Origin of the sequence: Streptococcus sp. A23, assembly GCF_043674155.1 — a bacterium.
GTDB classification, from domain to species: Bacteria; Bacillota; Bacilli; order Lactobacillales; family Streptococcaceae; genus Streptococcus; species Streptococcus suis_V.
Genome location: NZ_JBIMJP010000007.1, coordinates 38,842 through 65,578 on the forward strand (window position 1 = coordinate 38,842; position 26,737 = coordinate 65,578).

General features: G+C 44.9%; 27 protein-coding genes, 1 tRNA gene and 1 pseudogene. 6 read left to right on the plus strand and 23 right to left on the minus strand.

Features of this window, described 5'->3' with window-relative positions; genetic code table 11:
• Window positions 1-7: 7 nt before the first annotated feature.
• Window positions 8-838, minus strand: a complete 831-nt coding sequence (locus ACHBIE_RS05415) for a Cof-type HAD-IIB family hydrolase (RefSeq protein WP_394732882.1) — start codon at window positions 836-838, stop codon at window positions 8-10.
• A 26-nt stretch (window positions 839-864) separates the two neighbouring features.
• Here ACHBIE_RS05415 and ACHBIE_RS05420 point away from each other — a divergent pair, with 26 nt between their 5' ends.
• Both ACHBIE_RS05420 and ACHBIE_RS05425 read left to right on the plus strand, forming a co-directional pair.
• Window positions 865-1,152, plus strand: coding sequence for a type II toxin-antitoxin system RelB/DinJ family antitoxin (locus ACHBIE_RS05420; protein ID WP_394732918.1), 288 nt, complete (start codon window positions 865-867; stop codon window positions 1,150-1,152).
• Window positions 1,152-1,423: pseudogene (locus tag ACHBIE_RS05425) on the plus strand (type II toxin-antitoxin system YafQ family toxin). The gene ACHBIE_RS05420 and the pseudogene ACHBIE_RS05425 overlap by 1 nt, the downstream one beginning before the upstream one ends.
• 51 nt (window positions 1,424-1,474) lie before the next feature.
• Here the strand turns inward: ACHBIE_RS05425 and ACHBIE_RS05430 are convergent.
• Window positions 1,475-1,849, minus strand: coding sequence for a hypothetical protein (locus ACHBIE_RS05430; RefSeq protein WP_394732005.1), 375 nt, complete (start codon window positions 1,847-1,849; stop codon window positions 1,475-1,477).
• 129 nt (window positions 1,850-1,978) lie between these two features.
• Window positions 1,979-3,271 (minus strand): CapA family protein, encoded by a 1,293-nt coding sequence (locus ACHBIE_RS05435; RefSeq protein WP_394732883.1) that lies wholly within the window; start codon window positions 3,269-3,271, stop codon window positions 1,979-1,981.
• A 173-nt stretch (window positions 3,272-3,444) separates the two neighbouring features.
• Between ACHBIE_RS05435 and ACHBIE_RS05440 the strand changes: the two genes are divergently transcribed.
• Together ACHBIE_RS05440 and ACHBIE_RS05445 are read left to right on the plus strand one after the other, a co-directional pair.
• Complete coding sequence (locus tag ACHBIE_RS05440; protein ID WP_394732884.1) at window positions 3,445-4,632, plus strand: chromate transporter; 1,188 nt, start codon at window positions 3,445-3,447, stop codon at window positions 4,630-4,632.
• A gap of 97 nt (window positions 4,633-4,729) precedes the next feature.
• Complete coding sequence (locus ACHBIE_RS05445) at window positions 4,730-4,942, plus strand: hypothetical protein (protein ID WP_105122122.1); 213 nt, start codon at window positions 4,730-4,732, stop codon at window positions 4,940-4,942.
• 45 nt (window positions 4,943-4,987) lie between these two features.
• On the opposite strand, the gene ACHBIE_RS05450 is transcribed toward ACHBIE_RS05445, so the two are convergent.
• Complete coding sequence (locus ACHBIE_RS05450; RefSeq protein ID WP_394732885.1) at window positions 4,988-5,926, minus strand: dihydroorotate oxidase; 939 nt, start codon at window positions 5,924-5,926, stop codon at window positions 4,988-4,990.
• Window positions 5,927-6,146: 220 nt separating this feature from the next.
• On the opposite strand from ACHBIE_RS05450, the gene gdhA reads away from it, so the two are divergent.
• Window positions 6,147-7,493: an NADP-specific glutamate dehydrogenase gene (gene gdhA / locus ACHBIE_RS05455; RefSeq protein ID WP_172096223.1), complete on the plus strand. Its 1,347-nt coding sequence runs from the start codon at window positions 6,147-6,149 to the stop codon at window positions 7,491-7,493.
• Window positions 7,494-7,860: 367 nt separating this feature from the next.
• Here the strand turns inward: gdhA and tsf are convergent, their stop codons facing one another.
• The 4 genes from tsf to ACHBIE_RS05475 form a co-directional block, all read right to left on the minus strand.
• A complete protein-coding gene (gene tsf / locus ACHBIE_RS05460; protein ID WP_105122652.1) occupies window positions 7,861-8,901 on the minus strand; it encodes a translation elongation factor Ts in 1,041 nt (346 codons plus the stop codon).
• Window positions 8,902-9,062: 161 nt separating this feature from the next.
• Window positions 9,063-9,839, minus strand: coding sequence for a 30S ribosomal protein S2 (rpsB, locus tag ACHBIE_RS05465; protein ID WP_012775356.1), 777 nt, complete (start codon window positions 9,837-9,839; stop codon window positions 9,063-9,065).
• Between the two features lie 185 nt (window positions 9,840-10,024).
• Window positions 10,025-11,020: a DUF4767 domain-containing protein gene (locus ACHBIE_RS05470; protein ID WP_161948231.1), complete on the minus strand. Its 996-nt coding sequence runs from the start codon at window positions 11,018-11,020 to the stop codon at window positions 10,025-10,027.
• A gap of 10 nt (window positions 11,021-11,030) precedes the next feature.
• Window positions 11,031-12,158 carry a DUF6287 domain-containing protein gene (locus tag ACHBIE_RS05475; protein WP_394732887.1) on the minus strand — a complete coding sequence of 376 codons (1,128 nt, stop codon included), beginning with the start codon at window positions 12,156-12,158 and terminating at the stop codon, window positions 11,031-11,033.
• 174 nt (window positions 12,159-12,332) lie between these two features.
• On the opposite strand from ACHBIE_RS05475, the gene ACHBIE_RS05480 reads away from it, so the two are divergent.
• Window positions 12,333-12,403 (plus strand) — tRNA-Cys (locus tag ACHBIE_RS05480).
• Between the two features lie 296 nt (window positions 12,404-12,699).
• On the opposite strand, the gene ACHBIE_RS05485 is transcribed toward ACHBIE_RS05480, so the two are convergent.
• The 15 genes from ACHBIE_RS05485 to ACHBIE_RS05555 form a co-directional block, all read right to left on the minus strand.
• Window positions 12,700-13,560, minus strand: a complete 861-nt coding sequence (locus tag ACHBIE_RS05485; RefSeq protein ID WP_161943060.1) for a helix-turn-helix domain-containing protein — start codon at window positions 13,558-13,560, stop codon at window positions 12,700-12,702.
• A gap of 22 nt (window positions 13,561-13,582) precedes the next feature.
• A complete protein-coding gene (locus ACHBIE_RS05490; protein ID WP_394732888.1) occupies window positions 13,583-13,981 on the minus strand; it encodes a Mini-ribonuclease 3 in 399 nt (132 codons plus the stop codon).
• The gene (gene cysS, locus ACHBIE_RS05495) at window positions 13,974-15,317 is read right to left on the minus strand and encodes a cysteine--tRNA ligase (protein ID WP_105122648.1); all 1,344 of its coding nucleotides are present in this window, start codon (window positions 15,315-15,317) and stop codon (window positions 13,974-13,976) included. The genes ACHBIE_RS05490 and cysS overlap by 8 nt, the downstream gene beginning before the upstream one ends.
• Before the next feature lie 10 nt (window positions 15,318-15,327).
• A complete protein-coding gene (locus tag ACHBIE_RS05500; RefSeq protein ID WP_024418656.1) occupies window positions 15,328-15,513 on the minus strand; it encodes a hypothetical protein in 186 nt (61 codons plus the stop codon).
• On the minus strand, window positions 15,507-16,280 hold the full coding sequence (locus ACHBIE_RS05505; RefSeq protein WP_394732890.1) for a nucleoside phosphorylase: 774 nt from the start codon (window positions 16,278-16,280) through the stop codon (window positions 15,507-15,509). Before ACHBIE_RS05505 ends, ACHBIE_RS05500 begins: the two co-directional genes overlap by 7 nt.
• A 1-nt stretch (window position 16,281) precedes the next feature.
• Window positions 16,282-17,142 carry a GNAT family N-acetyltransferase gene (locus ACHBIE_RS05510; RefSeq protein WP_394732892.1) on the minus strand — a complete coding sequence of 287 codons (861 nt, stop codon included), beginning with the start codon at window positions 17,140-17,142 and terminating at the stop codon, window positions 16,282-16,284.
• Between the two features lie 55 nt (window positions 17,143-17,197).
• Window positions 17,198-17,815, minus strand: a complete 618-nt coding sequence (cysE, locus tag ACHBIE_RS05515) for a serine O-acetyltransferase (protein WP_394732893.1) — start codon at window positions 17,813-17,815, stop codon at window positions 17,198-17,200.
• Between the two features lie 53 nt (window positions 17,816-17,868).
• On the minus strand, window positions 17,869-20,088 hold the full coding sequence (gene pnp, locus ACHBIE_RS05520; RefSeq protein WP_394732894.1) for a polyribonucleotide nucleotidyltransferase: 2,220 nt from the start codon (window positions 20,086-20,088) through the stop codon (window positions 17,869-17,871).
• Window positions 20,089-20,661: 573 nt separating this feature from the next.
• On the minus strand, window positions 20,662-20,931 hold the full coding sequence (gene rpsO, locus ACHBIE_RS05525; RefSeq protein ID WP_002938849.1) for a 30S ribosomal protein S15: 270 nt from the start codon (window positions 20,929-20,931) through the stop codon (window positions 20,662-20,664).
• Between the two features lie 195 nt (window positions 20,932-21,126).
• Window positions 21,127-22,395, minus strand: a complete 1,269-nt coding sequence (locus ACHBIE_RS05530) for a solute carrier family 23 protein (protein WP_105122645.1) — start codon at window positions 22,393-22,395, stop codon at window positions 21,127-21,129.
• 209 nt (window positions 22,396-22,604) lie between these two features.
• On the minus strand, window positions 22,605-23,120 hold the full coding sequence (locus ACHBIE_RS05535) for a hypothetical protein (RefSeq protein WP_105122644.1): 516 nt from the start codon (window positions 23,118-23,120) through the stop codon (window positions 22,605-22,607).
• Window positions 23,121-23,201: 81 nt separating this feature from the next.
• The gene (locus ACHBIE_RS05540; RefSeq protein ID WP_105122643.1) at window positions 23,202-23,963 is read right to left on the minus strand and encodes a nuclear transport factor 2 family protein; all 762 of its coding nucleotides are present in this window, start codon (window positions 23,961-23,963) and stop codon (window positions 23,202-23,204) included.
• A gap of 11 nt (window positions 23,964-23,974) precedes the next feature.
• Window positions 23,975-25,489, minus strand: coding sequence for an ABC transporter permease/substrate-binding protein (locus ACHBIE_RS05545; protein WP_105122642.1), 1,515 nt, complete (start codon window positions 25,487-25,489; stop codon window positions 23,975-23,977).
• Complete coding sequence (locus ACHBIE_RS05550; RefSeq protein WP_105111277.1) at window positions 25,489-26,220, minus strand: ABC transporter ATP-binding protein; 732 nt, start codon at window positions 26,218-26,220, stop codon at window positions 25,489-25,491. Before ACHBIE_RS05550 ends, ACHBIE_RS05545 begins: the two co-directional genes overlap by 1 nt.
• Window positions 26,213-26,662 (minus strand): MarR family winged helix-turn-helix transcriptional regulator, encoded by a 450-nt coding sequence (locus ACHBIE_RS05555; RefSeq protein ID WP_105111301.1) that lies wholly within the window; start codon window positions 26,660-26,662, stop codon window positions 26,213-26,215. Before ACHBIE_RS05555 ends, ACHBIE_RS05550 begins: the two co-directional genes overlap by 8 nt.
• Window positions 26,663-26,737: the final 75 nt, after the last annotated feature.

The following is a 26,737-nucleotide window of genomic DNA, read 5'->3' on the forward strand; positions in this document are numbered from 1 at the left end:
TGGCTTTTTAGTGTGTTTGTAAAAATTCTTCGATAACCTGCAAGACGCCACTGTCCAAATGGCTGGGAGCGCGATATTTGGCAACGGCCTTGACCCTGTCCGTCGCATTTTCCATAGCGTAGGAATAACCTGCCTGCGCCAGCATCTCAAGGTCATTGTCAGAATCGCCGAAAGCCATGACCTGAGCCATTGTAATGCCCAACGGTTGGATGACCTGCTCGATGCCCCAAGCCTTGTGAATACCAACTGGCAGGATGTCAATAGAGCCATAACCGCTGGTCACAGCCGTCAACCTACCCTCAAATGCCCGATTAAAGGTTGAGGTCAGAACCTCGACCTTACCTTCCTCCACCCAAATGCCAGCCTTGTAGATAGGCTGTTCAGCTGGCAACTGGCTCAAATCCGCTAGGAAGGTCACCTTGTCCAAGAAAGCCTGCATTTGCTCTGGAGCAATCGGCAAATCAGAACCTGCGAAGGGCTGATTGGCCCCCTCCTGCATAAAAATGGTCTGATCATTGGCCAGCATCAAGCACACCTCTCCCCAACTACCTCTAAAGTAGTCCAGAATAGCTGCCACCAGGTCCCGGTCCAACATATGCCGCACCCTGGTTTCCCCTTTTTCAACCACACGGGCCCCGTTGTCCGATACAAAAATCAAGCGGTCCTCAAAGCCCTGACACAATTTCAAGAGCCGGTCCATACCATTGCCGCTAGCGATGACAAAGGGGATGTCACGCGCATCTAGCTGGTCCAAGATTGCTGAAAAGCGCGCTCGGTCAATCTGACCATTCCCATCTAAGAGGGTTCCATCCATATCTGTTGCTATTAGTTTTATCATACATCAATCCTTTCACTTTCAATGGAATTTCAAATCAAAGGCCCACAAGTCCAACTCAAATCAGAATTGAAACAACCGTTAAAGAAGACGCTAATGCCTTGTTTGCAAGACTGGACTTAGATATGTCCAGTGCAGTGAATATCTTCTTACGCCAATGCGTATTGCGTGGCGGTTTACCATTTTCCGTAGAGCTACCAAAGTACAATCAAGAAACCTTGGAGGCAATGGAAGAAGCACGAAAGATTTCACGTAATCCAAATGTACCAAGTTATGCAACTGTCCTAGATTTATTTAAGGCATTGGATGAAGAATAATATATCAAATAAAGTTCACGAACAAATTCAAAAAAGCTACAAGTTAATGAAGAAACGTGGATACGATCTGGGTTTGTTGGAAGAAATTATTACGAAACTAAGCCAAGGTATCCCACTTGAAGACAAACATCAAAATCATATGCTGACAGGAAATTTTTCCGGATATTATGAGTGCCATATTAAACCAGATTGGCTCCTAATCTATTTAATAGAAAATGATATTCTAAGCTTGACCTTGATTGATACTGGCACACACTCAGATTTATTTTAGTCACTCATTAGAGTGGCTGTTTTTATTTTATAACTCATTCCAACTAGTCGACTAGATAAAATCAGCCTGTATAATTTCTGAAATAGCACTGCAAAGCTGGTCAAATGTTTTTGGATAAGCATTCGAACCTTCAATTCTCAACGGCGCATTTCTTTTAAATAGAATGTCTACATACCATTGAGTGCCATCTAGAACGTATGGATTTATGTATTCTTCGTCCCACTCAAGCAGTCTACAATTTTCTAAATCGTGTTTAAATTGAGAGGCTGAAAAACTTAATTCTAGCTCACTCCTTGAATCATGGTCATCTATATGAGTATAAATAACTTCTTCATCTTCAAAATCCATTTCAACAAAATTAATCGGACCGAAATATCCTCCAATCCAAACCCTCATACATTGTATATCTTGATAGCCCCTACTCATGTTTAACTCCTTCTTATCTACAGGAATTTCAGACTATACCTATTTATCTTATAACTGTCTGGCATCGTTTTGCTGAACCTTACTTGGTCAACTGCAGATGTTCTTCATTCAGAATTTAGATAGACTCTACTATTCCTTCTCCTCAGTTACCCAATCCAAAGCCATAAATTCATTCATCTCAGAATAGGCTAAATCTACCCGCTTCTGGGTTACTGCATCCAGTTGACCATAATGCTTGCCACCCTGGACAAAATCTTCCAAAATCAGGGTTTGATAGGTATAGAGCTCGTAGCCTTCCGGTGAAAAACGTCCCTTAGGTTCCTTGCTGACCCAGGTCGGATGGGCCTGGGCTGTTTTGATGCGGGTCACACCGTCCTTCTTCTCTATCGTCACGTCCATCAGCACCCCACGCTCGGTCCACTGGGCATTGGCAACACCCGCCATGGTCTCAATCCGCTGGTTAGAAATAAAATTCCCCATAGAGTAGATGATTAACTTCTTCTCACCGTCTTTTTCAACCGTCTCAGAAGGCTCCGCTACATGGGGATGCCCGCCAAACACCAGGTCTGCTCCCCAGTTAATCATGTCATGATAGAGACTAACCTGCTCCTCCGTCGGCTCCAGCTGGTATTCGACACCCGTCTGAGGCATGACGATAGTAATGTCCGCCTCTTTCTCAGCCAGTTCAATCTCAGCCTTCATCTTCTTGCGGCCAAAATCCGACAGATAGGCATTGTATTCTTCCTGGGTCAATGATGCCTCCATCCCATTGAATCCATATGCATAGGCAAGAATTGCTACCTTGATACCATTGACATCACGAATATAAATGGGAGCTGTCGCCCGATTGCCCTCCGCATAGACACCAACTGCATCTACATTGACATTCTTAAAGGTCTCCACTGTGGAAATGAGGCCCGACAACTGCGAATCCAGAATATGATTATGGGCCAAATCCACCACATCATAGCCTGCACCACGAATATCCTTTGCCACCTGGGCCGGCGCATTAAACAAAGGATAGCCAGCCAAAGGAAAATCAGGAGAAATAGTCCCCTCAAAGTCCGCAATAGCCAAATCAGCCTGCTCAATCCAGGGTTTCACATAGGTAAAATTCTCAGAAAAATCATAGGTCCCATCCGCCTGGAGAGCACTCCAATAGAGGAGATCATGGTAAAGCAAGTCCCCATGAGCCATGATACGGGCGGTCTGCACCTCATCCTGCTTGCCTGAAAACCAAGAACCTATCCCAGATGATTGCTGGCTGGTCCTATCCGCCTTACCAAACAAGGGCAAAACATGGTCATGCACGAGAATAATGGACAGGATGACCGCAGCCAAAAGGCAGATAGACATAAATTGGCGCTTGTTTCGTGCCTTTCTAGCAAGTTTCCGACGTTCCTGTAATGATGTTCTAGACATAGAAGTCGACCTCTCTCTTTCCTATAATCCCTTTCATTATACGCCTTTTTACCTCAAAAATCCAGACAATACCTGTAGACTTTTACAAGAATTTTACACATATTTCTCCTAGATTCCCTGGCTAATCTGTCAATTTATGATAGACTGAAATAAGAATAGATTTGGAGAACACTATGCCGCAACACATACAAAACAAACAATTTTTAAAAGATGTCTTTCTCTGTTCACTAGCCTCCTACGGCGGGCCTGAAGCTCACTACGGTGTCTTTAGCAAGGAATTGATTGACAAAAAGAAGTATATCAGCCAGGAGGAGATGACGGAACTCATCGGAATTTTTTCGCTCTTTCCTGGACCTTCCAGCACACAAACCATTACTGCTATCGGCTATCGTCTAGGCGGGCCATGGATTGCCTTGGCTAGCTTTCTCATCTGGATTCTTCCTGCCTTAGTCATCATGACCAGCTTAGGAATCGGTCTGGAATGGGTAGCTCAAAACCAGGCTTGGAACAAGCTACTGATTTTCTTACCTGCCGTAGCGGTCTCCTTCATTCTCTACGCAGCCATTCAACTGACCAGGAAGGTCGTCACGTCCAAAAAAGACCTCATCCTATACATCTCTTTCTGTCTTCTGAGTTTTGTTCTTATTCCACTTTCTAGCTGGTCTATTCTCTTGCTTCTACTTGCAGGAGGTCTAGCAGGCTTGGTGCCCGTCTGGGGGCAAGCCGGACAAGAATTGCAAAATATCCCCAAAACCAGCAAGGTCAGATGGCAATTGCCAGCCACCATTATCATCCTAGCTATTCTATTTTCTGCAATGGCAAACTATTTTGGTGGCGATAGTCGCTTGTTTGCATCTATTTATCACTATGGCTATTCCATCATTGGCGGTGGACAAATCATGATTCCGCTAATGATTCAAGACCTGGTCAAACAAGAAGGCTTTCTCAGCCAGGCTGATTTTCTAGCGGGCTATAGCTTGGATCAGGCAGTTCCTGGGCCACTCTTCAGCTTTGCTTCCTTTGTCGCTGCCCGCTCTGTGACAGGAGGAATAGTGGTAAAATTCCTAGCTGGCCTATTGGGTGGAGGACTCATTTTCCTTCCTGGAATCCTGCTTGTCTATTTCGCAACCCCCCTTTGGCAGGTCTATCGTCAGTTACATTATGTTTCCTCATTCTTAAAGGGCATCTCCTGGGCGGTCGCTGCCATCATCAGCTGGACAGCTTTGAATCAGTTGCAGGGCCTATCATCAGGAGGGGAGTGCTTCATCTGTATTCTGGCAACCCTACTCCTCCTATCCAAACGCATCCCGTCTCCACTACTAGTCATCGCCGTTATGCTATTAGGATTTTTCATCGGTTAAAAGTGTTGGGTAATGACTAATTAGTGATATAATAAGAGATAGATAAAACTCGACTGGAGGTGCATGAGTCCCAAGCAGTCACGAACGGAGGTCTATTATGTTACACATTCGGTATTATCAATCACAAATTGCCCATCCATCAGAAAAGCAGTATGAAAGTCCAGAAGAATTTCTGATGCTCCAATCTCGGGAAGTTCCGCAACTACAGGATTTCTTCGTGATTGATAGTATCACCCTTGATGGCCAGGAGCTAGTGGATATGCACCAAAAAACCATCGGTGATTTGTTTAATTATTTTAACCGTAAGTAAAAGAGTTTGGAAGCCCCAAACTCTTTTACTGTTTCTTTTTTACGCTTAGTCATCCAAATGGTGCAATTCCCCACGGAAATCTTCGATGGTTTCATAGCCTTTTTCAGCCATAATGTCTCGGAGTTCTTGGGTAATGCGGTCAAAGGCTGCTAGCCCTTCTTTTTGCAGAGTTGTCCCGATTTGAACCATGCTGGCACCGCAGAGAATGTGTTCAAAGGCATCACGTCCTGTCAAGACACCACCCGTTCCCACGATTTGAATTTCTGGCTTAAGGCGTTGGTAAAAGGCATGGACGTTTGCCAAAGCAGTCGGCTTGATGTATTCGCCACCGATACCACCAAATCCATTTTTAGGCTTGATAATCACGCTCTCATCTTCTATATAAAGACCGTTGCCAATCGAATTCACACAGTTGACAAACTTGAGCGGAAATTGATTGAAAATCGCAGCAGCCTGGTCAAAATGCACAATATCAAAATAAGGTGGTAACTTGATGCCCAGCGGTTTGGTGAAATAGGCAAAGACTTCCCGTAAGATGGTTTCTGTCGTTTCAAAATCATAGGCAATTTGCGGTTTTCCCGGAACATTCGGACAAGAAAGATTGAGTTCAACTAACCCTTGAAAGGCACTATCCTGCACTTTTTTGAGAATGGTGTGGGTCTCATCTGGCGACATGCCTACTAATGAAAGAACAAAGGTGCGTTCTGGTTCTTCTTCCTGTAACTCCAAAAGATAATCCAAATAATAATCCAGGCCTTGATTGGGCAAGCCCATGGAATTAATAGACCCCAGCGGTACATTTTTGTAGCGCGGCTCTGGATTCCCCTCCCGGTATTCCAGTGTAGCGGTCTTGGTGACAAAGGTTCCTGCTGCTGAGTTTTTCACACCATCCAACTCTTCCTTGTTCATGCACCAGACACCTGCCGCATTCATCAAACAATTGTCAAAAGAAAATCCACCCAATGTCGTCGCTGTTGAAACCATTCTATAACTCCTTTTTGCGTTTTCTAGCTTGATTATACCATAGAAAACATACGGATTTTCCCTATTTACTGCCATTGTTCGGCTTTTATCAGGGAATTTTGAAAATTTTTAAAAAATTTTGCATTTTCTTCTTTACATTTAAAAATCATAGTGCTATAATAATTTTCATAAATTAAATTGTCAGACAATTTAATAAATAAAAAAGAAATCAGGTGGCCCTATGTCAAATGCAAAAGCTTATATTCAAGCTTCTTTTGAAGCAGTCAAAGCCCGCAACCCTCACGAAACAGAATTCCTCCAAGCGGTTGAAGAACTCTTCTCAACACTTGAGCCTGTTTTTGAAGCACATCCAGAATACATCGAAGAAAACATCCTGGCTCGTATCGTTGAGCCAGAACGTGTAATCAGCTTCCGTGTTCCTTGGACTGACAAAGATGGAAATGTCCAAGTTAACCGTGGCTACCGTGTTCAGTTCAACTCAGCTGTAGGTCCTTACAAGGGCGGTCTTCGCTTCCACCCAACTGTAAACCAATCCATCTTGAAGTTCCTCGGATTTGAGCAAATCTTCAAAAACGTCTTGACTGGTCTTCCAATCGGCGGTGGTAAAGGTGGATCTGACTTCGATCCGAAAGGAAAAACAGACGCTGAAATCATGCGTTTCTGCCAAAGCTTCATGACTGAATTGCAAAAACACATCGGACCATCCCTTGACGTCCCTGCTGGTGACATCGGTGTCGGTGGTCGTGAGATTGGTTACATGTACGGTCAATACAAACGTCTCCGCCAGTTTGATGCAGGTGTCTTGACTGGTAAACCTCTTGGCTTTGGTGGTTCATTGATCCGCCCAGAAGCAACTGGTTACGGTTTGGTTTACTTCACTGATAACATGTTAGCTGCAAATGGTAAATCCTTCAAAGATCAAACAGTCCTTATCTCTGGTTCTGGTAACGTTGCCCAATATGCTGTTCAAAAAGCGACTGAACTTGGTGCAAAAGTCATCTCTGTTTCAGACTCAAATGGTTACATCATTGACGAAACTGGTATTGACTTCGACCTCTTGGTGGACATCAAAGAAAAACGCCGTGCTCGTTTGACAGAATATGCTGCAGAAAAAGCAACTGCCAAGTACTTCGAAGGTTCTGTATGGAACTACGATGGCAAGGCTGACATTGCTCTTCCATGTGCGACTCAAAACGAAATCAACGGCGAGCAAGCTGCTGCCCTTGTGAAAAACGGCGTATACTGTGTGGCTGAAGGTGCCAACATGCCATCTGACCTTGATGCTATCAAAGTTTATAAAGAAAATGGCGTTCTTTACGGTCTTGCAAAAGCTGCCAATGCTGGTGGTGTAGCCGTATCTGCCCTTGAAATGAGCCAAAACAGCCTTCGCTTGTCATGGACTCGTGAGGAAGTTGACGGCCGTCTCAAAGACATCATGGCAAATATCTTCAATACAGCTAAAGAAACTGCTGAAAAATACGACCTTGGTACAGACTACCTCGCAGGTGCTAACATCGCAGCCTTTGAACAAATTGCAGATACCATGATTGCCCAAGGTTTAGTATAATCACACACATATTTCATGATAAAAACACACCACAATTGACGTGCCAATTGTGGTGTTCTTTTCTTCTAAGAGACTTCCAGACATGGAAAACCTCCAAAAATCATATTATAGATTATCAACTTATCTTGACGGGTGAAAAGCTTCCGCGAAGATTATCTGCCTATTGACTTGCAAACAAGCCAATAACTGAATTCAATTATCGACTTGTTGTAGCCAACAGGATTACCATATTTCTTCCAACCTCCCAGTCCCCAGACTGTGATAAATTTCCATTAAGAGCCGCATTTCTCTTATCAAGAATGGACCAGAGATGCAAAGGATAAGAAAAGCAGGCTAGTTCAACTAACCTGCTTTGTAATCTTTATTCTTATTTACCAAGAGCTGCTGCCATTGTCGCTGCAACTTCTGCTTCAAAGTCGTTTGAAGCTTTCTCGATACCTTCACCCACTTCAAAACGAGCAAATTCTACAACAGAAGCGTTTACTGAGTTCAAGTAAGCTTCAACTGTTTTGCTGTCGTCCATGATGTAAACTTGTGCAAGAAGTGTGTAAGCTTGGTCAACTTGAGTGTTGTCAAGCATGAAGCGGTCCATTTTACCTGGGATGATTTTGTCCCAGATTTTTTCTGGTTTGCCTTCTGCTGCCAATTCTGCTTTGATAGCTTCTTCAGCTGCTGCAATCACTTCGTCAGTCAATTGAGCTTTTGAACCATATTGCAAGAGTGGCAATGCTGGTTTGTCAACCATTGCACGGCTTTCGTTATCTTGTTCGATTTTGTGGTTGATTTGTGCCAACTCATCTTTAACAAATTGCTCATCCAATTCAGTGTAAGAAAGAACAGTTGGTTTCATTGCAGCGATGTGCATTGAGATTTGTTTTGCAAGAGTTTCGTCGCCACCTTCAACAACTGAGATAACACCGATACGTCCACCATTGTGTTGGTATGCACCAAATGCTTGAGCATCTGTTTTTTCAACCAAAGCAAAACGACGGAATGAGATTTTCTCACCGATAGTTGCAGTTGCGTTTACGTATGCTTCTTCAAGCGTTTCACCTGAAGGCATAACCAATTTAAGAGCTGCTTCGTTGTCAGCTGGCTTACCTTCTGCAATTACTTTAGCAGTAGTGTTTACTAATTCAACGAATTGAGCGTTTTTCGCAACGAAGTCTGTCTCAGCGTTCACTTCAACAACTGCTGCTACGTTACCATCAACGTAAACACCTGTCAAACCTTCAGCTGCTACACGGTCAGCTTTCTTAGCTGCCTTAGCCATACCTTTTTCGCGAAGCAATTCGATCGCTTTTTCGATATCACCTTCAGTTTCAACCAATGCTTTTTTCGCGTCCATAACGCCAGCACCTGATTTTTCACGCAATTCTTTAACGAGAGCTGCTGTAATTTCTGCCATGTCTATTCTCCTTGTTTGTATTTATAAAATAGAGGAGCGGGCTCAGCCCTGCCCCTCTAGGATTGTTTTTTGTGTTTGATAAATGATGTAGAATGTACTCGGACTAAAAAGCTAGAATTTAGATAAATCTAAGGCTTTTCTTAACGTCCTCGTTACTTAGATTATTTACCTTCTACTACTTCAACCAATTCTTCGATTGATTCTGTAGATGCTGGCTCAGCTGCCAATTCAGCTTCAACTGCTGCTACGCTGTCTTCACCTTGGTTGCCTTCGATGATAGCGTCAGCCATTTTAGCTGTGATCAATTTAACAGCGCGGATAGCGTCATCGTTAGCTGGGATGATAACATCGATATCATCTGGATCAGTGTTTGTGTCAACCATCGCTACAACTGGGATACCCAATTTTTTAGCTTCTTTAACAGCGATTTGCTCTTTGTGTGGGTCAACTACGAACATTACATCTGGAATGCGTGGCATGTCAGCGATACCGCCCAAGAATTTTTCAAGACGAGCACGTTGTTTGTTCAACAATGCTACTTCTTTCTTAGGAAGCACTTCGAAAGTTCCATCTTCTTCCATGCGGTTGATTTCTTTCAAACGAGCGATACGTTTTTGGATTGTACCCCAGTTTGTAAGAGTTCCACCCAACCAACGGTGGTTGATGAAGTATTGACCAGCGCGGATAGCTTCGTCTTTAACAGCTTCAGCAGCTTGTTTTTTAGTACCTACGAACAAGATAACTGCGTCGTTTGCTGCAGCGTCACGAATGAATTCGTAAGCTTGGTCAGCCAATTTTACAGTTTGTTGCAAGTCGATAACGTGGATACCGTTACGCTCTGTAAAGATGTATTTAGCCATCTTAGGATTCCAGCGACGAGTTTGGTGACCGAAGTGTACACCAGCCTCAAGAAGTTGTTTCATTGAAATTACTGCCATGAGTATTTCTCCTTTTGTTTTTTCTCCTCTCCCGAACTTCGACTTGCAGCCCAACCTTTCGGCAACAAGACCACAATTGGTCCAAGATGAGTATTTGTTGCACAGCAACTCTATCAGTATATCAGAATACCTGCCTATTTTCAAGTAAAATAGTAGATAAATTCGTCAAAATCCTACCTTTTCTCCTATTCAAAGTAGGTTTCAGCTACTACTGAATAAGACCCTGCAACAACATCCATTTTCTCTAACTGACCATTAGCATTGACACGGTAAAAGGCTGCTCCAGAGGAAACACTCCTATCCGCTCCTGCTGCCTGCATATTTGCACTATTATGGTCTTCTCGAACTTCAATGTAGGCCAAACCATCCGATGATTGATTGTTAGAAATTACTTGTGAGATGAAATCCGATTTATTATATGGACTTCCATATTCTGATGCTCGATGTGCCTTGGCCCAATTAGCTGCCTGTTCGACTGTCAAGTTCTTGGTGTCTACTGAAGACTGAGTAGCCGTCGCTGAACTGGTTTCAGTCGCTGCAATCGAACTACCATCGAGGACCAAGTTTTCAAAGAAGGCTTGTAATTCCTGGTTTTTGGTTGGTCGGAAATACAAACGTTTTTCTGGATTGCCCTGATTTTGCTCGGTAATCCAAGCAATACCTTGGCCATCCTTGATAGTAAAGAGATAGAGGTGGGCTAATTGAGATTTTGATGCTTCAATATCTGAATAGATTCCGACCACAGCTGTCTGACCTGCCTCCACTTGACCGTTCTCGCTCCAAACCAATTCCGGAGTCTCCCCTTGAAAATCGGGTGTCATTTGCTGACCAGGACCACTTAGAACCCCTGACGGCAAGCTCACCCCAAAAAAGCTTCCCTCATTTCTTGGATGATAGGATAAATAGTACTGAGGTGGCGAGAAGGATGGTCCCCATTGGTCTATCACAAAACTTCTCAGCACTTCTGCTTTACCAGCATCCCACAAGCCCGTTTGGCTACTTGAACTACTGACTACAGAGGTGGTCGAAGAGGTGGTTGATATGCTAGAACTAGAACTAGTCGAACTTATAGAAGTAGATGAAGATGTCGGGGTTACTTCCCGCTTCTGACTACCGCAGGCCGCCAGCAAGCTGACACTCGCTCCCAAAAGTAAGCCTGATATAATTCTATTCTTTTTCATCCCATCTCTCCTAATCATCCACTCGATAAAAGACACCTTGGCTAAAGCTTTCTGTCGTTGCAACACTCTGGGTAGTAAAAATCCTATCCTTGCTAGTGTCCGTCTGATCGCTATGCCCTTCTAAAAATCCATAAGTATTCTGTACCCCTTTTGGAATCAGCAAAGTTGGTATGGTAGGTGACGCCATAGCATTTGGATTGGTAATTCCTGCTAAAAGAACTTCACCTTCAAACTTGGCATTTTGTACATCAACAAAGGCAGTATTGCCACCACCATTTACAGCCACATTTCCTTGACTATCAATCTCAATCCGATCACCGCGTTCATTGACCCACTCTCCTTCCAAACTAGAAAAGTTTCCAGCTAGGATTTGTTCCAAATTCATGGACTGGACACCATCTGTTTGATCTGAACTGCTCATTTCTGTTTCTGATTCTGTTCTGTCAATCTCAAATTCTTCCCAGTCAAATTGATTAGGATCTAGAATTTCTGACTCTGTCTTTCCAAAAACAGAAACAAGTTCATCTCTCATATGAAAATCTTGCGCGACTCCCTCAATCAATTGACCATTTGCATCTAACTTATTAAGCGTACCTACGGCATCTCCTGTCCCTGAACTCCAACCATAGCTAATAAATTCCCCATCATTGAACAACGCCACTGCGCTCCTTGCACCACCATGTCCAGCCACAAAACCTTCGGCTAACAATGATACCTGGTCAGCAATTATCCCATAAAAACCCGTCACAAACATAGAGCCATCTGGATTTTCTGACCCGAAAAATAATTCATTTTGACCATCGTTATTGAAATCATAAAAGGCATATCTAATGGAGTCCGACGTATTTATTGCACTTTCCACCACCCAAGAATTCATCGGAAACTGAAGTTCATTCAATACCGTTAGCACACCATCTACATTACTTGAATCAGCTGTAGCTGCAAATTCCACGATTTTCTGATAGTCAGCAAAGACCGCCTGATACAACTCTTTATCGTCTATCTTTAGCTCACTTGAACTGGTAGAACTTTCCTGACTTGTCGAAGAAGAGTTCTCTGTTTTAGCCGGAATGTTGGATTGAGTACAAGCCGATAAAGTCATCAAGCACACCAGACCTAGTAAAAAATGTTTTTTCATTCTAACCCCCAAAATAAAATATGCACCGACAAAAGATCGAAATCTTTTGTTAAACTCTCGGACTCTCTACATACGACACACTTCCAAACGCCAATTTCCTTTTTCAATAATATCTAAATATTGATTTTACCACTTGACCCTTTTCGCTTTTTAAGGTACAATATTCTTTGTTATGGCGGTATAGCCAAGTGGTAAGGCACGGCTCTGCAAAAGCTTGATCGTCGGTTCAAATCCGTCTACCGCCTTTATTATAGGATTTTATCCGAATTTATACAAGTCAAAAGCCCGAGAAATCGGGCTTTTTTGATTTTTTATTCGGTTAAATTCGGTTAAGTTTGGTAAAGTTGGTGGGCAAATTTTTCTTTGATTTATTAAAATGACTCTATTTACTCGTGCCATTTATCCCCAATCGACTTATACACAAAAAGCCCTCGGATTTCTCCAGAAGGCTCAATTCAACATACAATGATAGCGGTTGGGCGGCGCATCCAACATCTCAGGTACCCTCACAGGTGCGTCAGGATCCTTTCTGACCTCGTCATCATCCCAATACCTGGCTCTCCACTATATAGTATAGGAGCGCCAAATCCGTCAATTCCCTCAGCTGCAAGCCTGTCAATTCGAACCATTTGTCCAATCGGTACAGCAAGGTATTCCTATGAACAAACAAACTTTGCGCCGCCTTGGTCAACACTGCACCATTGTCCCAAAGTGCACGAATTACATCTTCCATCTCATGTTTCGCAATCATATCCGATAAAATGCGCATGATCGCCTTGTCCTTAGCCCCATCCAAAAAGAACAATTGACTAAAGGTTAAAAAGCTAGCAGAAAGATTCTTTTGCATCCAACTACGGAATAAATCCATTTCAGCCCTTATGGCATCTGGCCACCATTCTTGAACCTGACCCGGCCAAATTTGCCCCAGAAAAGCAGTCATCTTTATGCCAAAGTCATATTCCATGACTCCAATTGTATCTCTGAGAATCTCCTGATAGTCAATAAAAGGACGCTGGTCCATGATAAATACAAAATAATCCGATGCTGAGGCATAGTGACTAACCAAATTCGGTAACAAGGTTTCCATGAATTCTAACCAGGCCTGCACAACCTCCTCGCTGGGATTGGACCATAACTTTATTTGAAGGACCTGCAACTGCCCAACCGAAGTCGGCATCGGACCTTGTCCATCAAAAAAATCTTGCCACGGAGCGCGAGGAATATTGTCCTGATTTTCCTGCAGAAGTTCCAACAAATAGCGCTCTCTATCTGTCAGACTGTTTAATTCTAGATTCAAGAAAAATCGTTCTCCCAAGCTCAAACTAGCCATCCCCTCCCTTTTTTGAGGAGAATCAGCAAGTGATGCCGTCGGAAAATATTGCTTTAACTTATTCTTATCCACACTTGCCTCCATGAAATAGTCCCTAGTCACTCTCCACCTGCGCGATACTCCAGGCGATTAATTCTTCCAGCCGCTGAATTTGGTCTGTCATGTGCAGATAGCCCAAGACCGCCTCAAAGCCCGTGGACATCCGGTAGGTCACTACATCTGCATTCTTGGCCTTGGTGTGGCTATGGCTATTCCTTCCCCGCTTGTAGATTTCTTCCTCTTTTTCGGTCAATAGTTGAGCTTCTAAGAGGGCAGAAATCAGGCTTGCCTGAGCCTTGGCCGAGACATATTTGTTGGCCTCTCCGTGCAGTTTGTTGGGTTTGGTCAGCCCCTTGAAAATCAAGTGCCGTCTGATATACATGGAATAGACCGCATCACCCTCAAAAGCAAGTGCGATACCGTTAATGAGATTGACATCGACTGACTTAGTCACGAGTCCACCTCACACCATCCTTGGTATCCAAGAGCTTGATTCCCTGGGATGCCAGTTCATCACGAATACGGTCAGCCGTCGCAAAGTCCCGATTGGCACGCGCTGCTTGACGCTCTTCTATCAAGGCTTCAATCTCGCTGTCCAAGACTTCTTCTTCAAAGACAATACCAAAGACGGCGAGCATCTTGCCAAAGGCTTCTTTTACAGCTTCATCGTAATTGCCTGAGTTGATCCATTTGGCAAAGTCAAAGATAGCCGTAATCCCATTTGCCGCATTGAAATCATCATCCATTGCCGCTTCAAAGGCCGCCAGATGTAATTCAAGAGCTGACTTATCCACAGAGTTTTGCATAGGTTGTGTATAAGTATTTTTCAGATATTTGAGATTGATTTCCGCATCTGAAATCGCCTTTTCTGTATAGTTAAGCGGACGACGGTAGTGCTGGGTAGATAGGAAGAATCGCAAGACCTGACCATCAATTTGTTCCAACATATCATGTGCTGTCAGGAAATTGCCCAAGGACTTGGACATCTTCTCATCATTGATGTTGAGCATGGCATTGTGCATCCAGTAGTTGGAAAAGGTTTGACCTGTCTTGCACTCTGACTGGGCAATCTCATTGGTATGGTGAGGAAATTCCAAGTCCGCACCACCACCGTGAATATCAATGGTAGCTCCCAAAATCTCTGTCGCCATGACCGAGCACTCAATATGCCAACCTGGACGGCCTGCTCCCCAAGGACTTTCCCAAGATACTTCACCTGGCTTGGCAGTTTTCCACAGGGCAAAGTCGAAAGGATGTTCTTTCAGCTGACCTTCTCCCTCAACCCGGCCAGAAGCCCCAGCCTCCAAGTCAGACAGGGTTTTGTTGGCCAAACGAGCATAGTTTTCAGCCTTTTCCACACGGAAATAAACATCTCCAGAAGCTTCATAGGCGTAACCCTTATCGATCAAGACCTGCACAAAAGCAATGATTTCATCCATATAGTCGATTACCCGAGGGTTTTTGGTAGCTCGCTTGACACCTAACTTTGCCACATCTTCCTTGAAGGCTGCGATAAATTTATCAGACAGTTCCTTGGTTGTCATACCAGCTTCATTAGCAGCTTTGATAATCTTGTCATCCACATCCGTAAAGTTTGAAATGTAGGTCACATCATAGCCACGGTATTCAAAATAGCGACGGATGGTGTCAAAAGCCACGACACTACGGGCATTACCGATATGGATATAGTTGTAAACCGTCGGACCGCAAACATACATCTTAACCTTACCCTCTTCCAAGGGCACAAAGTCACGCAGACTGCGGGTCATGGTATCGTAAATTTTAATCATAGTTTCTCCATTACTTCTGAGTATTCTTTAGGACTTGATACTTTTGATACAATTTTACTAGCCAATAAGCTGTCGCGGCCAACCAAATCATCCCTAGCTGCCAGTTTCCTTGGGAAAATTTAAGGATAAATAGAATTGTTCCACCGATGGCGGTCAACACATAAGGCCAGTTTTGTCTTACTAATTTTTTTAACATGATCTACTTTCTAATGTTCTTGCAATGGCCATGGCCACTTCAAAGAAGGTCATACTGTCAACCGTCCGTTCTTCCCGACGGGCATCCCATTCATTCTTGTGGTGGTCCACATAGTCCGCCGTGTAGAAAAACTGATAGACCTTGGCCTGACGATAATTGGCCCAAGCCATGATAGCAGAAGCCTCCATATCGACGACCATAGCACCAGCCGCTAGGCGGCGTTTGACCTTGGCAGCCGTTTCCCGATAGAAAGCGTCCGTGGTCCAGGTCTTGGCCCACACGTATTCGATTCCTGCTTGGTCCAAGGCCTTTTCCATGGTCAATAGCAGAGCAGGGTCATAGCTGATTTCCTCGCTAGCAGGAGCGTAATGGTAGCTAGTTCCCTCATCCCGAAGAGCGGATCTAGGAAGAATAATCTTATCCGCAGCAAGCGACTTATCCAGCACACCGCAGGAACCAAGAACGATAAAATTCTCAAAACCACAGGCTTTCAGCTCTTCCAGATGACCAACTGCCATTGGAGCACCGATTACTGCCAACATGACCGCAACCTGCAGTCCATCTCTTTCCAAAATATACCAAGGATGACAACCATTTAGGGTCTGTAAATGACCACCCTCTCTGCTCTCAGCTAGCTGACTTACTCGGTCCACGATTTCCCCATTGAAGGAGAAAATCATGGTCTCACATACCTCACCGCCACCACGGATAGCCTTATCCGTCGGTTCAATAACAGCAGAGGTATTTTCAAATTCTTCTAATAGCATCTCAACCTTCTTTCGGGTCTAAGTAGACCACTTGTGTCTGCTTTGTAAAACCGATATTTTCATATAGCCGCTTAGCGATGAGGTTGTCATCTTCGACGGCGATTTGAAAAGGTTTGTCGTTTTTCCTGATAAGGGCATTGATGACAGCTTTGACTAAGTAAGTGCCGTAACCTTTTTGTTGCTGGTCTGGGGCAATAGCTAAACCGTAAAGATAGTTATCATCGGTCGATATATCTACTGTGCAAGAACCGATAACCGCTCCGCTATGTTCCAAAAGATAAAGTAAACTATCCGCATCCGCAATGGCTTCACGCACGTAGCGGAGCGCCACCTCATAGTCGTTACCGAATGCCGCAGTCTTACAGCGTGCAATACTGTCTGCATGGTGAGCCTGTGCCAAACTCACTGTGAGTTCAACCTGTTGTGAGAACTGATAAGGCTCTCGCTCACGTCCCAGCCATGTCTCAGTATCCGTACCTTCTACCAAGTTCCATGCTGTCGCAAGGTCTGGGTGCTTATCCAGAAAGACACGTTCGGTCTGAAAGGTCACACTAGCGATAGGATAGTTAGCCGTCTTCATCTGGTAGCAATCATAGAGCTTGCGTGCCATACCCTGTCTACGGTAGTCTGGGTGCACAATAATCGCAAGTTCCACATCCTCATCATCGGCATATACAGTCAAGAGCCCCACCAACTGTTGGTCTTGATAAGCCAAGAAAAAAGCTGGCATTTCAGGGTCAAAGTTGAGCATATTTGACAGGTAAGGGTCACGATAGGTTCCGTCATGGGATTGTACAGTGCTTATCAGAGTTTTTGCTGCAGATAACTGCTGGGAATTTAGGACATTAGTGGCTATTATCATGCTTATTTTTCCTCTCTATGGCTAACTCACATAGAACTTACCGTATGTGGCTTTCCTACAAATGCGATGACTGATGACTAGCCTCTCTCAACTCTGCTAATTTAGTCGTGTAGTGTTCACGGCCACCTTCCATGTCATGAATGACTTTTTCATCTTTCTTGCCGTGGACACGGACGATTTTGGCTGGCATGCCGACGACTGTCACATCTGCTGGAACATCGGCTAGGACAACGGCAGCTGCACCCACTTTAGCATTTTCCCCAATCTCAATAGGGCCAATGACTTGGGCGTGGGCAGAAACCAGAGCCCCTTTTCGCACAGTCGGATGGCGTTTGCCACAATCCTTACCCGTACCACCAAGCGTCACCCCGTGGTAAAGCATGACACCTGATTCGATAGTGGCGGTTTCTCCGATAACCAATCCAGCTCCATGGTCAATGAAGACTCCCGAAGCAATCTCGGCGCCTGGATGAATCTCAATATTGGTCCAAAAGCGCCAAAATTGGCTGTGCATCCGAGCCAAGAGTTTAAAGCCTTTTTTCCACATCCAATGGGACAGACGGTGGGCAGCCAAGGCCTTGACACCTGGGTAGGTCAAAAGGACTTCCAAGGTCGTCCGTGCTGCCGGATCTTTTTCTTTTACAATCTCAATGGTGTCCTTCCACCAACCCATAGTCACTCCTTCTAGCGAGAAGACAAGCCCGCTACCGAACTTGTCTACTCAGCTTATTTCTTTTCAACCTTGTGGAATTTGAATTCACCAAAGTTGTTGTCTTTTTTCTCTTTGTGGTCTCTTGGACGGCGAGGTTTGTCTGAACGCTCGCGTTTTTCTGGCTCTACATAGCCTTCTGGTTTTGGAAGAAGAGCCTTCATAGAAGCGTCAATACGTCCTTTATCATCAATCTTGATAACTTTAACATCGACAATATCGCCAATTTCAACCAAATCTTCTGGTTTATTGACACGGGTCCAAGCCATTTCAGAAACGTGAACCAGAGCATCAGTCTTGTCAAAGAGGTTGACAAAGGCACCGAATTTCTCCAAACGAACCACTTTTGCTTGGAAGACTTCGTCCACTTTTGCTTCACGAACAAGACCTGCGATGATTTCCTTAGTCCGTTCAATCGCATCGCGATCTGGTGAGAAGATAGCCACAAGACCGTCTTCGTCAATATCGATTTTCACGCCAGTTTCTGCAATAATCTTATCAATGGTTTCGCCACCCTTACCGATAACAATCTTGATCTTATCGACATCAATCTTGATAGTGTCAATCTTCGGTGCAGTTGGTGCCAAGTCAGGACGAACTTCTGGGATAGTCGCTTCGATGACATCAAGGATTTCAAAGCGAGCTTTCTTAGCCTGTGCCAAGGCTTCTTCCAAGATTTGCGGTGTGATACCGTCAATCTTGATGTCCATTTGAAGAGCTGTGATACCATCACGGGTACCAGCTACCTTGAAGTCCATGTCGCCGAAGTGGTCCTCAAGACCTTGAATATCGGTCAAGACGGTGTAATTGGTACCGTCTGAAATCAGACCCATGGCAATCCCTGCAACTGGTGCCTTGATTGGCACACCACCGGCCATGAGGGCAAGGGTACCAGCTGTGATAGAAGCCTGTGATGAGGAACCGTTTGATTCCAAAACTTCTGCCACCAAGCGAATAGCGTAAGGGAAATCTTCCAAGCTAGGCAAGACTTGCTCAAGAGCGCGCTCACCTAGAGCACCGTGACCAATCTCACGACGACCTGGTGCACCGTAACGACCAGTTGAGCCAACTGAGTATTGTGGGAAGTTATAGTGGTGCAAGAAGCGTTTCTTGTACTCATCATCCAAACCGTCGATGATTTGAGTTTCGCCCATTGGGGCCAAGGTCAAAACAGAAAGTGCCTGGGTTTGACCACGGGTAAAGAGGCCTGAGCCATGAACGTTTGGTAAGAAGTCCACTTCTGCATCTAGCGGTCGAATCTCATCGACACGGCGACCGTCTGGGCGGACCTTGTCCTCTGTAATCAAACGACGAACCTCTGCGTGCTCCATGAGCTCCAAGATTTCATGAACGTCACGCATGATGCGGTCAAATTCTTCGTGTTCAGCGTATTTTTCTTCGTAAGCTGCGATGACGGTTTCACGCACGGCATTGGTCGCATCTTCACGGGCCAATTTTTCTTCAACCTGCACCGCTTTTTTCAAATCATCATTGTATGCTGCAACAATCTCAGCCTGCAATTCTGGATCCACTTGAAGAAGTTCCACATCTGCTTTTTCCTTGCCGACTGCTGCCACGATTTGATTTTGGAAGTCAAGGAGCTCTTGAATGGCCGCATGACCTTTCAAGAGGGCTTCCAACATGATGTCTTCGGATAATTCTTTGGCACCAGACTCAACCATGTTGATAGCGTCCTTGTTACCAGCCACTGTCAAGTCAAGGAGGGACTCTTTCATCTGAGCCTTGTCAGGATTGATGATGAGTTCACCGTTGACATAGCCGACCTGCACACCTGCGATTGGGCCGTTGAATGGAATGTCTGAGATTGCCAATGCCAATGAAGAACCAAACATAGCTGCCATTGGAGCTGAAGCATCTGGATCGTAAGAAAGCACTGTGTTAATGACTTGGACTTCATTTCGGAAGCCTTCCGCAAACATTGGGCGAATCGGGCGGTCAATCAAACGAGCTGTCAAGGTCGCATCAGTTGACGGACGGCCTTCACGCTTCATCCAGCCACCTGGGAATTTCCCAGCAGCGTACATTTTCTCTTCATAGTTGACTTGGAGGGGGAAGAAGTCTCCCGTCGCCATTTTTTTGGACATAACCGCCGCAGTCAAGACTGTGGAGTCCCCATAGCGAACGACAACCGCACCGTTAGCTTGTTTGGCAACTTGACCTGTTTCAACGAACAATTTTTTGCCAGCAAAAACCGTTTCAAATACTTGTTTTGACATGAATTGTCTCCTATTTTTTCTGAAATTTTTCTTGCGTGTTTTCTACAAAAGACAATCAAACAAGCTTGTTTCACTCTCTTTTGCACAAAACCACGCATACCTCATATTTTATCATATTTGAAGGAAAATGTGGGAAATTGAGAAAGTAATTTCTGCTAAAATAAGTTGAAAAACGAATGAGTAACTCAAAAAAGAGAAACAGAACTAAAAATCAATACCTTACACAACCTAAAAACGCGGAAAAATGAGAAAACGGGAAAACAAAAAAGAACCTGAAAAACAGGCTCTTTCTGAATTGTTGACACGAACTTTGTTCGCTTCATCTCCAACCTCCAACAGTCTATCCCAAGACTGTATTGACACGAACTACGTTCGCTCCATCTCCAACCTCCAACAGTCTATCCCAAGACTGTGTTGACACGAACTACGTTCGCTTCATTTCCAACCTCCAACAGTCTATCCCAAGACTGTTGGAGCGAGCTAAAATCCTAGCGAAGAAGAAAAACTGCCAATGTCCGAAGACATGGCAGTTTCCTATTTTTCAGTCGTTTTTGACGGCTTTTGTATCCTATCTTAACGACGGAGTCCGAGTGAGTGAATCAATTCACGGTAACGGTTTACGTCTGTGCGGCGTAGGTATGCTAACAAGTTACGACGGCGACCGATTTTTTTCATCAAACCACGGTAAGTTGCGTGGTCTTTTTTGTGTTGTTTGATGTGGTCGTTAAGGTGGTTGATTTCCCAAGTAAGTACTGCTACTTGTACTTCAACTGAACCTGTGTCGCCTTCATGACGAGCATATTGTGCCATGATTTCATTTTTTTTCTCTTTTGAGATTGCCATGATATGTTCTCCTTTGTTTTTGAGCCTAAACCGAGTGACAGGTTGGCGACCTGTAACCAAGAAAAAGCTAGATTTGTCCTTTTGGACCTCATTTATTCTATCAAGGATTGTCCTTTTTGTCAACTGATTTGAAAACTAGCTGAGTAGCTCTGCTATTTTCAAAAAAAGCCAGCTTTCGCTGACTGTTACTTTAACTTATTCTGCTTTTGGCAAGATGAGGTTGAGGACGATACCTACAATGGCTGAGAGGGCTGTTCCTGAAAGGGTAATGGCACCGATGTTAAGAACTGCTCCACCAAGACCCAATACCAGCATTGAGCTTGCAATAATCAGGTTACGTACTTGACCGAAATCAACACGGCTCTCAATTAATACTTTCAAACCGTTTGAGGCGATAACCCCGTAAAGCAAGATAGACATCCCACCAAGTACGGCACTTGGAATAGTTGAGATAAGTGCAGTAAATTTACCCAGGAAGGAGAAGGCAATGGCAATCAAGGCTGCGTTACGGATAACAGATACTGATGCGATACGGGTCATACCGATAACCCCTGTGTTCTCACCGTAAGTCGTGTTAGCAGGTCCGCCGATAAAGGCTGATACAGCAGTAGCCACACCGTCACCAATCAAGGTACGGCTGAGACCTGGGTCTTTCAAGAACTGGCGACCACAGATTTGGCTAAGAACGGTGTGGTCTCCGATGTGTTCTGCGATGGTCACCACTGCAATTGGTAAAATGGCAATCATCTCTGGACCGAAGTAGAAATTGTAGGTTTTGAAGGTCCCTGTTTCAAATGGTAGGTAGAAACCTGGTAATTCAAACCAAGCTGCTTCGAGCACAGGTGTGAAATCCACCAGACCAAGCAAGAGAGCTATGATATAACCACCGATGATGGCAATCAAGAAGGGAATAATCTTGGCGAAGCCTTTCCCTTTGGTATTGACAAAAGCAGCAATCAAGAAGGTTGCGATCGCCACAACGACGTTTTTCCAGTCGCCGTCTGTGACAAAGCCTGCTGAAGTCACGGCAGAGTTGGCAAGACCCAGACCGATAACGATAATCATAGGGCCGATAACAATCGGTGGCAAGAGGGTATCAATCCACTTAGTTCCGATAACTTTGACAAGTGCTGCGATCAACACATAAATCAAGCCGACGAAGAGAATACCAGTCTGAGCTGCTGACACATCGCCGCCCATTTCCTTAATAGCGAGGGCCATAGCTGAGATGTAGGCAAAGGATGAACCCAAGTAAACAGGCACCTTAAACTGGGTCGCTACTTGATAAATCAAGGTTCCGACACCTGAGGCGAAGAGGGCAACCGATACAGGCATACCGAGAATCAGTGGCACCAAGATCGTCGCACCAAACATGGCGAATACATGTTGGAAACTCAACAAAATCCCTTGCAAGGGTGCTGGCTTCTCATGGACATCAAACAAAAGATTGGCTTTTGTACTCATAAATCTCCCTTCTGGGTACACAAAAAGACCCAGACTTTCTAAATATACATAGTCATAGGCCCTTAATTGATTTTTCCTGTTGTCTTTCTCACCTCACGGGATGAGTTTAAAAACCTACGCTTTTGGTATTGTAACACAAAGAGGAAGTTTTTGGCAAGGAATTTTCGAGACTTTTTAGTATTATTCGGGAAAATAGCAGAGCAGTAAACTTAGCTATCACCTGCATCTCTTATCCGTTTCTTAATCTTCTGACTAAACTCAATCATCCTCCGCTTTTCTTCTGGCCAGATTTTAGTCACACGGTCCACGGCAATAATAAACACAATGACCACCGCATAGTCTTTGGCACTATCAATCACACCTAGGTTTTCCAAAATAGTCAAGAGCAGGTAAAAGCTAAACAAGATGGTCCGTTTGGGCAGAGCCATCAGGAATTCAACTCCAGCCTTGTAGCCCAAATAAATCTGCCGATTGAGCCCTCTGGCTTTTTCCAAACGACGATTTAGAAAGGAACGGATACGACTATAAAACCAATCGGACGTAAAAAAGAGGGACTGAATGGCGATGGCAATAAGCGACAGATTGTTAGCATGTTTCTCCGTCATACCAGACACTCTGGCAAAAATGTAAGTCCAATCCCCATTATCAATCCACATCCAAATTGAAAGATATACAACAGCACCTGCCACCACAATCAAGGGAAGAGCACGAAGGTATTTAAGCATGAACAACTACTCCACTATCTTTTTTTCTATTATCAACCGAAAAACCAAACAAGTCAAGAGAAAAGAAGGAGACATCCCCTCTTAAAACTTCCCTAGATTGGTCAAGTCTTTTTTCTCTGGCATGACTTCCTTGTTATCCCAGTGTTCCACAATCTTGCCGTCTTTGAGGCGGTAGATGTCAAAGTGGGCGTAGTCCTGACCTGCAATCCAGACTTTCGAGTAAGCCACCACATAGTCACCTTGTCCCATCACCTTGAAGACAAAGTCGTAGTTGACTTGATTGTCGACAAGATAGTCCTTATAGGCTACACCGCCTTGGGTGATTTCTTGGTTGTGCTGAATCAGGTCCGCTGCCACATAGTCGTCAAACTTCTCGATTTCCCCATTTTGAAGGACATCGACCAAGAAACGACGGACGATTTTCTTGTTGTCCTCGGTCTTGTCTAGGTCAGTCAGTTCAAAGTCTGCGTAAATCGGGTCTGTTTGGCCAATGGTTTTTGGATAGGCATCGATGACATCCCAATGCTCGACGATACGGCCGTTTTCATCTGAACGGAAAATGTCCGCCGTCACCCATTCAGCCTCACCGTCATTGAGTTTCTGGTGGACATGGACAAAGACGAAATTTCCGTCTTCAATGGCACGAACAATATTTATTTCCCGCTTGGGATTGCGTTTGAAAAAATCCGCAAAGAAAGCCGCAAAGCCCTCTTTCTCATCAGGAACACCCGTACTGTGCTGAGTGTAAGTGGCTCCCATATAGTTTTCATGAACTTCCTTGATTTCCCCGTCGCGAATGCCACGAAGGTAAAGATTTTTAGCATTTTCTAGTTGATGTGACATAGTATTTTCTCCTATTTTAGTAGATTTTCTTTCTCGAGGTACTCCCTAGCCACTTGCTCTGCCGACTCGCCTTCCACATCGACCGCATAGTTCATCTGAGTCATTTCCTCGGTCGAGATTTTGCCCGCCAAAGCCCCCAAAACTTGCTCCAACTCAGGATAGTTCTCTAAGGTTTCTTTGGTCAATAGCGGAGCGGCCTGATAGGGTGGGAAGAGCTCTTTGTCGTCTTCCAGGATTTTCAGTTTGTAAGTGACCACCTTGCTATCTGTCGAGAAGGCTTCGACAATTTGCACATCTCCATTTTTAATAGCTTCGTAGCGAAGGGCAGGCTCCATGGTTTTGACACTAAGGTTGAGCCCATAAAGATTGGTCAGACCGACATTCCCATCCCCTCGGTCGTTAAACTCTAATGAGAATCCTGCGACAGCTGTCTGCTGCACTTTTGCCAAATCCGAAATCTTTTCAAGACCATGATCTTGAGCGTAGTCTTCCGTCACTGCCACAGCATAGGTATTTTGAAAGTCTGTCGGAGCTAGGTAGACCAAGCCGTCCTGCTCCAAAATCGCTTCCTTGGCGTAAGTGTAAACCTCCTCAGGGTTATTGGACAGATTAGACGGCGGATTGGTCAAGAGGGTGGTCGTAATGGTACCAGTGAACTCAGGATAGATATCAATCGAGCCAGACTTAAGGGCTTCGTAGAGGAAGCTGGTCTTGCCAAAGTTTGGCTCCAGCTCCACCTCGATATCCGTCTGGTCTTCAATCAAGAGCTTGTACATATTGATGAGGATTTCAGGCTCTGCCCCCAATTTCCCAGCGATGACTAGCTTTTTCGATGAAGACTGGTTGAGCGGAACATAGCTGGCTCCGACTGCCAAGAGAGTCACCAGGAGAGCCGCCAGAATAGTGCGAGGCTTCTTGTCCTGCAAGAACTTGATGACCGAGCCAAAGAGGACAGCCAAGACTGCCGACGACACCGCCCCAATCAAAATCAGAGCCGAGTCATTGCGGTCAATTCCCAAGAGGATAAAAGAGCCTAAACCGCCCGCACCGACCAAGGCAGCAAGCGTTGCCGTCCCGATAATCATAATGGACGCCGTCCGAATGCCAGACATGAGAATGGGCATGGCCAGAGCCAGCTGGAACTTACGCAGTTTTTCCAGCTTGGTCATCCCAAAGGCTGTCGCAGCCTCTTCCAGTGAAGGATCGATTTCCGAAAGTCCGGTCAAAGTCCCCTGCAAAATGGGAAAAATGGCGTAGATGACTAAAGCCACTACCGCAGGCAGCGTTCCGATACCCATAAAGGGAATGAAAAGTCCCAGCAGTGCCAAGGAGGGAATAGTCTGAAATACTCCTGTCACCTGCAAGCTCCACTCGGTCAGCTTTTTCTTGTTAGACAAGACCAAGCCCAGTGGCACCGCAATGGCAATAGCAATAATCAAGGCCAGAAGGGAAATCCGCAGGTGCTCAAAGAGGGCTGTCAGCCAGTCTGCCTTGCGTTCCAGAAAGGTTGTTACCAACTGATCCATTAGGCACCTCCCCGATTTTTCATAAATTCAACAACAAAGTCATTAGCAGGCTGGTTACGAAGTTCATCAGGCGTACCCAATTGAACCACTTCTCCTGCCCTCATCAAGCAGATACGGTCTGCCAGCTTAACCGCTTCGTTCATATCATGCGTGACGAAAACCGTTGTCATCTTGAACTCTTCATGCAAGTCCTTGATCAAGTCCTGCAACTGCCCTTTACTAATAGGGTCTAGGGCTGAGAAAGGCTCATCCATCAGCAAGACCTTGGGATTGGCAATGATGGCCCGCAGAATCCCAATCCGCTGTTTTTCTCCCCCAGACAAGTCCTTGGGCAGACGGTCCAAATAGCTGTCCGGCTCCAGACCTACCTTGGTCAAAAGCTCTCTGGATTTTTTTAGAATATCTTGCTTGCTCATCCCCTTCATCTCAGGAATAAGAGCAATATTTTCAGCCACTGTCATATTTGGAAATAAAGCAATCTGTTGCAGGACGTAGCCAGTTTCCAAGCGTAGCTCACGCAGGTCAAAGTCTTTCAGCCGCTTGCCCTGAATCCGAATATCTCCATCTGTCTGCTCAATCAGGCGGTTGATCAGTTTCAGCGTCGTTGTTTTTCCGCTCCCGCTTGGTCCAATCAGGACAAAGAATTCTCCCTCTTGAATGTCAAAGGTCAAATTCTTCAAGATTGGTCCGTTGACCTGATAGGTCAAGGACACATTTTGGTACTCAATCATTGGTTTCTCCTCCTAAGATTTCCGTCAAGACCTGTCCATAGCGACCAAAGAGGTCCAGTAACTGCTCCTGTTCTTCCAAGCTGAACTGGGACAGGGCTGTTTTTTCCGCTTCTTCCAAGGGGTCCAAAATCCGACAGGCATAGACACGGCCAGCCTCGGTCAATTTGACCTTCTTATGCCGTTTGTCTGCTGGATTTTCCTCAAAAAAAACATAGCCCTTATCCAGAAATTTCTTAATGGTGGCATTGACCACCTGCTTACTAGAGTAAGTCTTCTTACTGACCAAATTCTGTGTCACACCTCCGGGATGATAATAGAGCCACATAAGGATCGATAGGCACTTGCCGTTTAGCCCCTGTCGCCGTGCATAACCCTCGTAGAGCCCGACCTGCTGGTCAAAGATACGGGCCAAGTCTTTACTCCGCTGTCTCAATTCTGTCATCGTCGCTCTGCTCCTGTAATTAGTCATTTTTTTTTACTATTTTACCAGAAAAAGTAAGATAGTCAATATTATTGA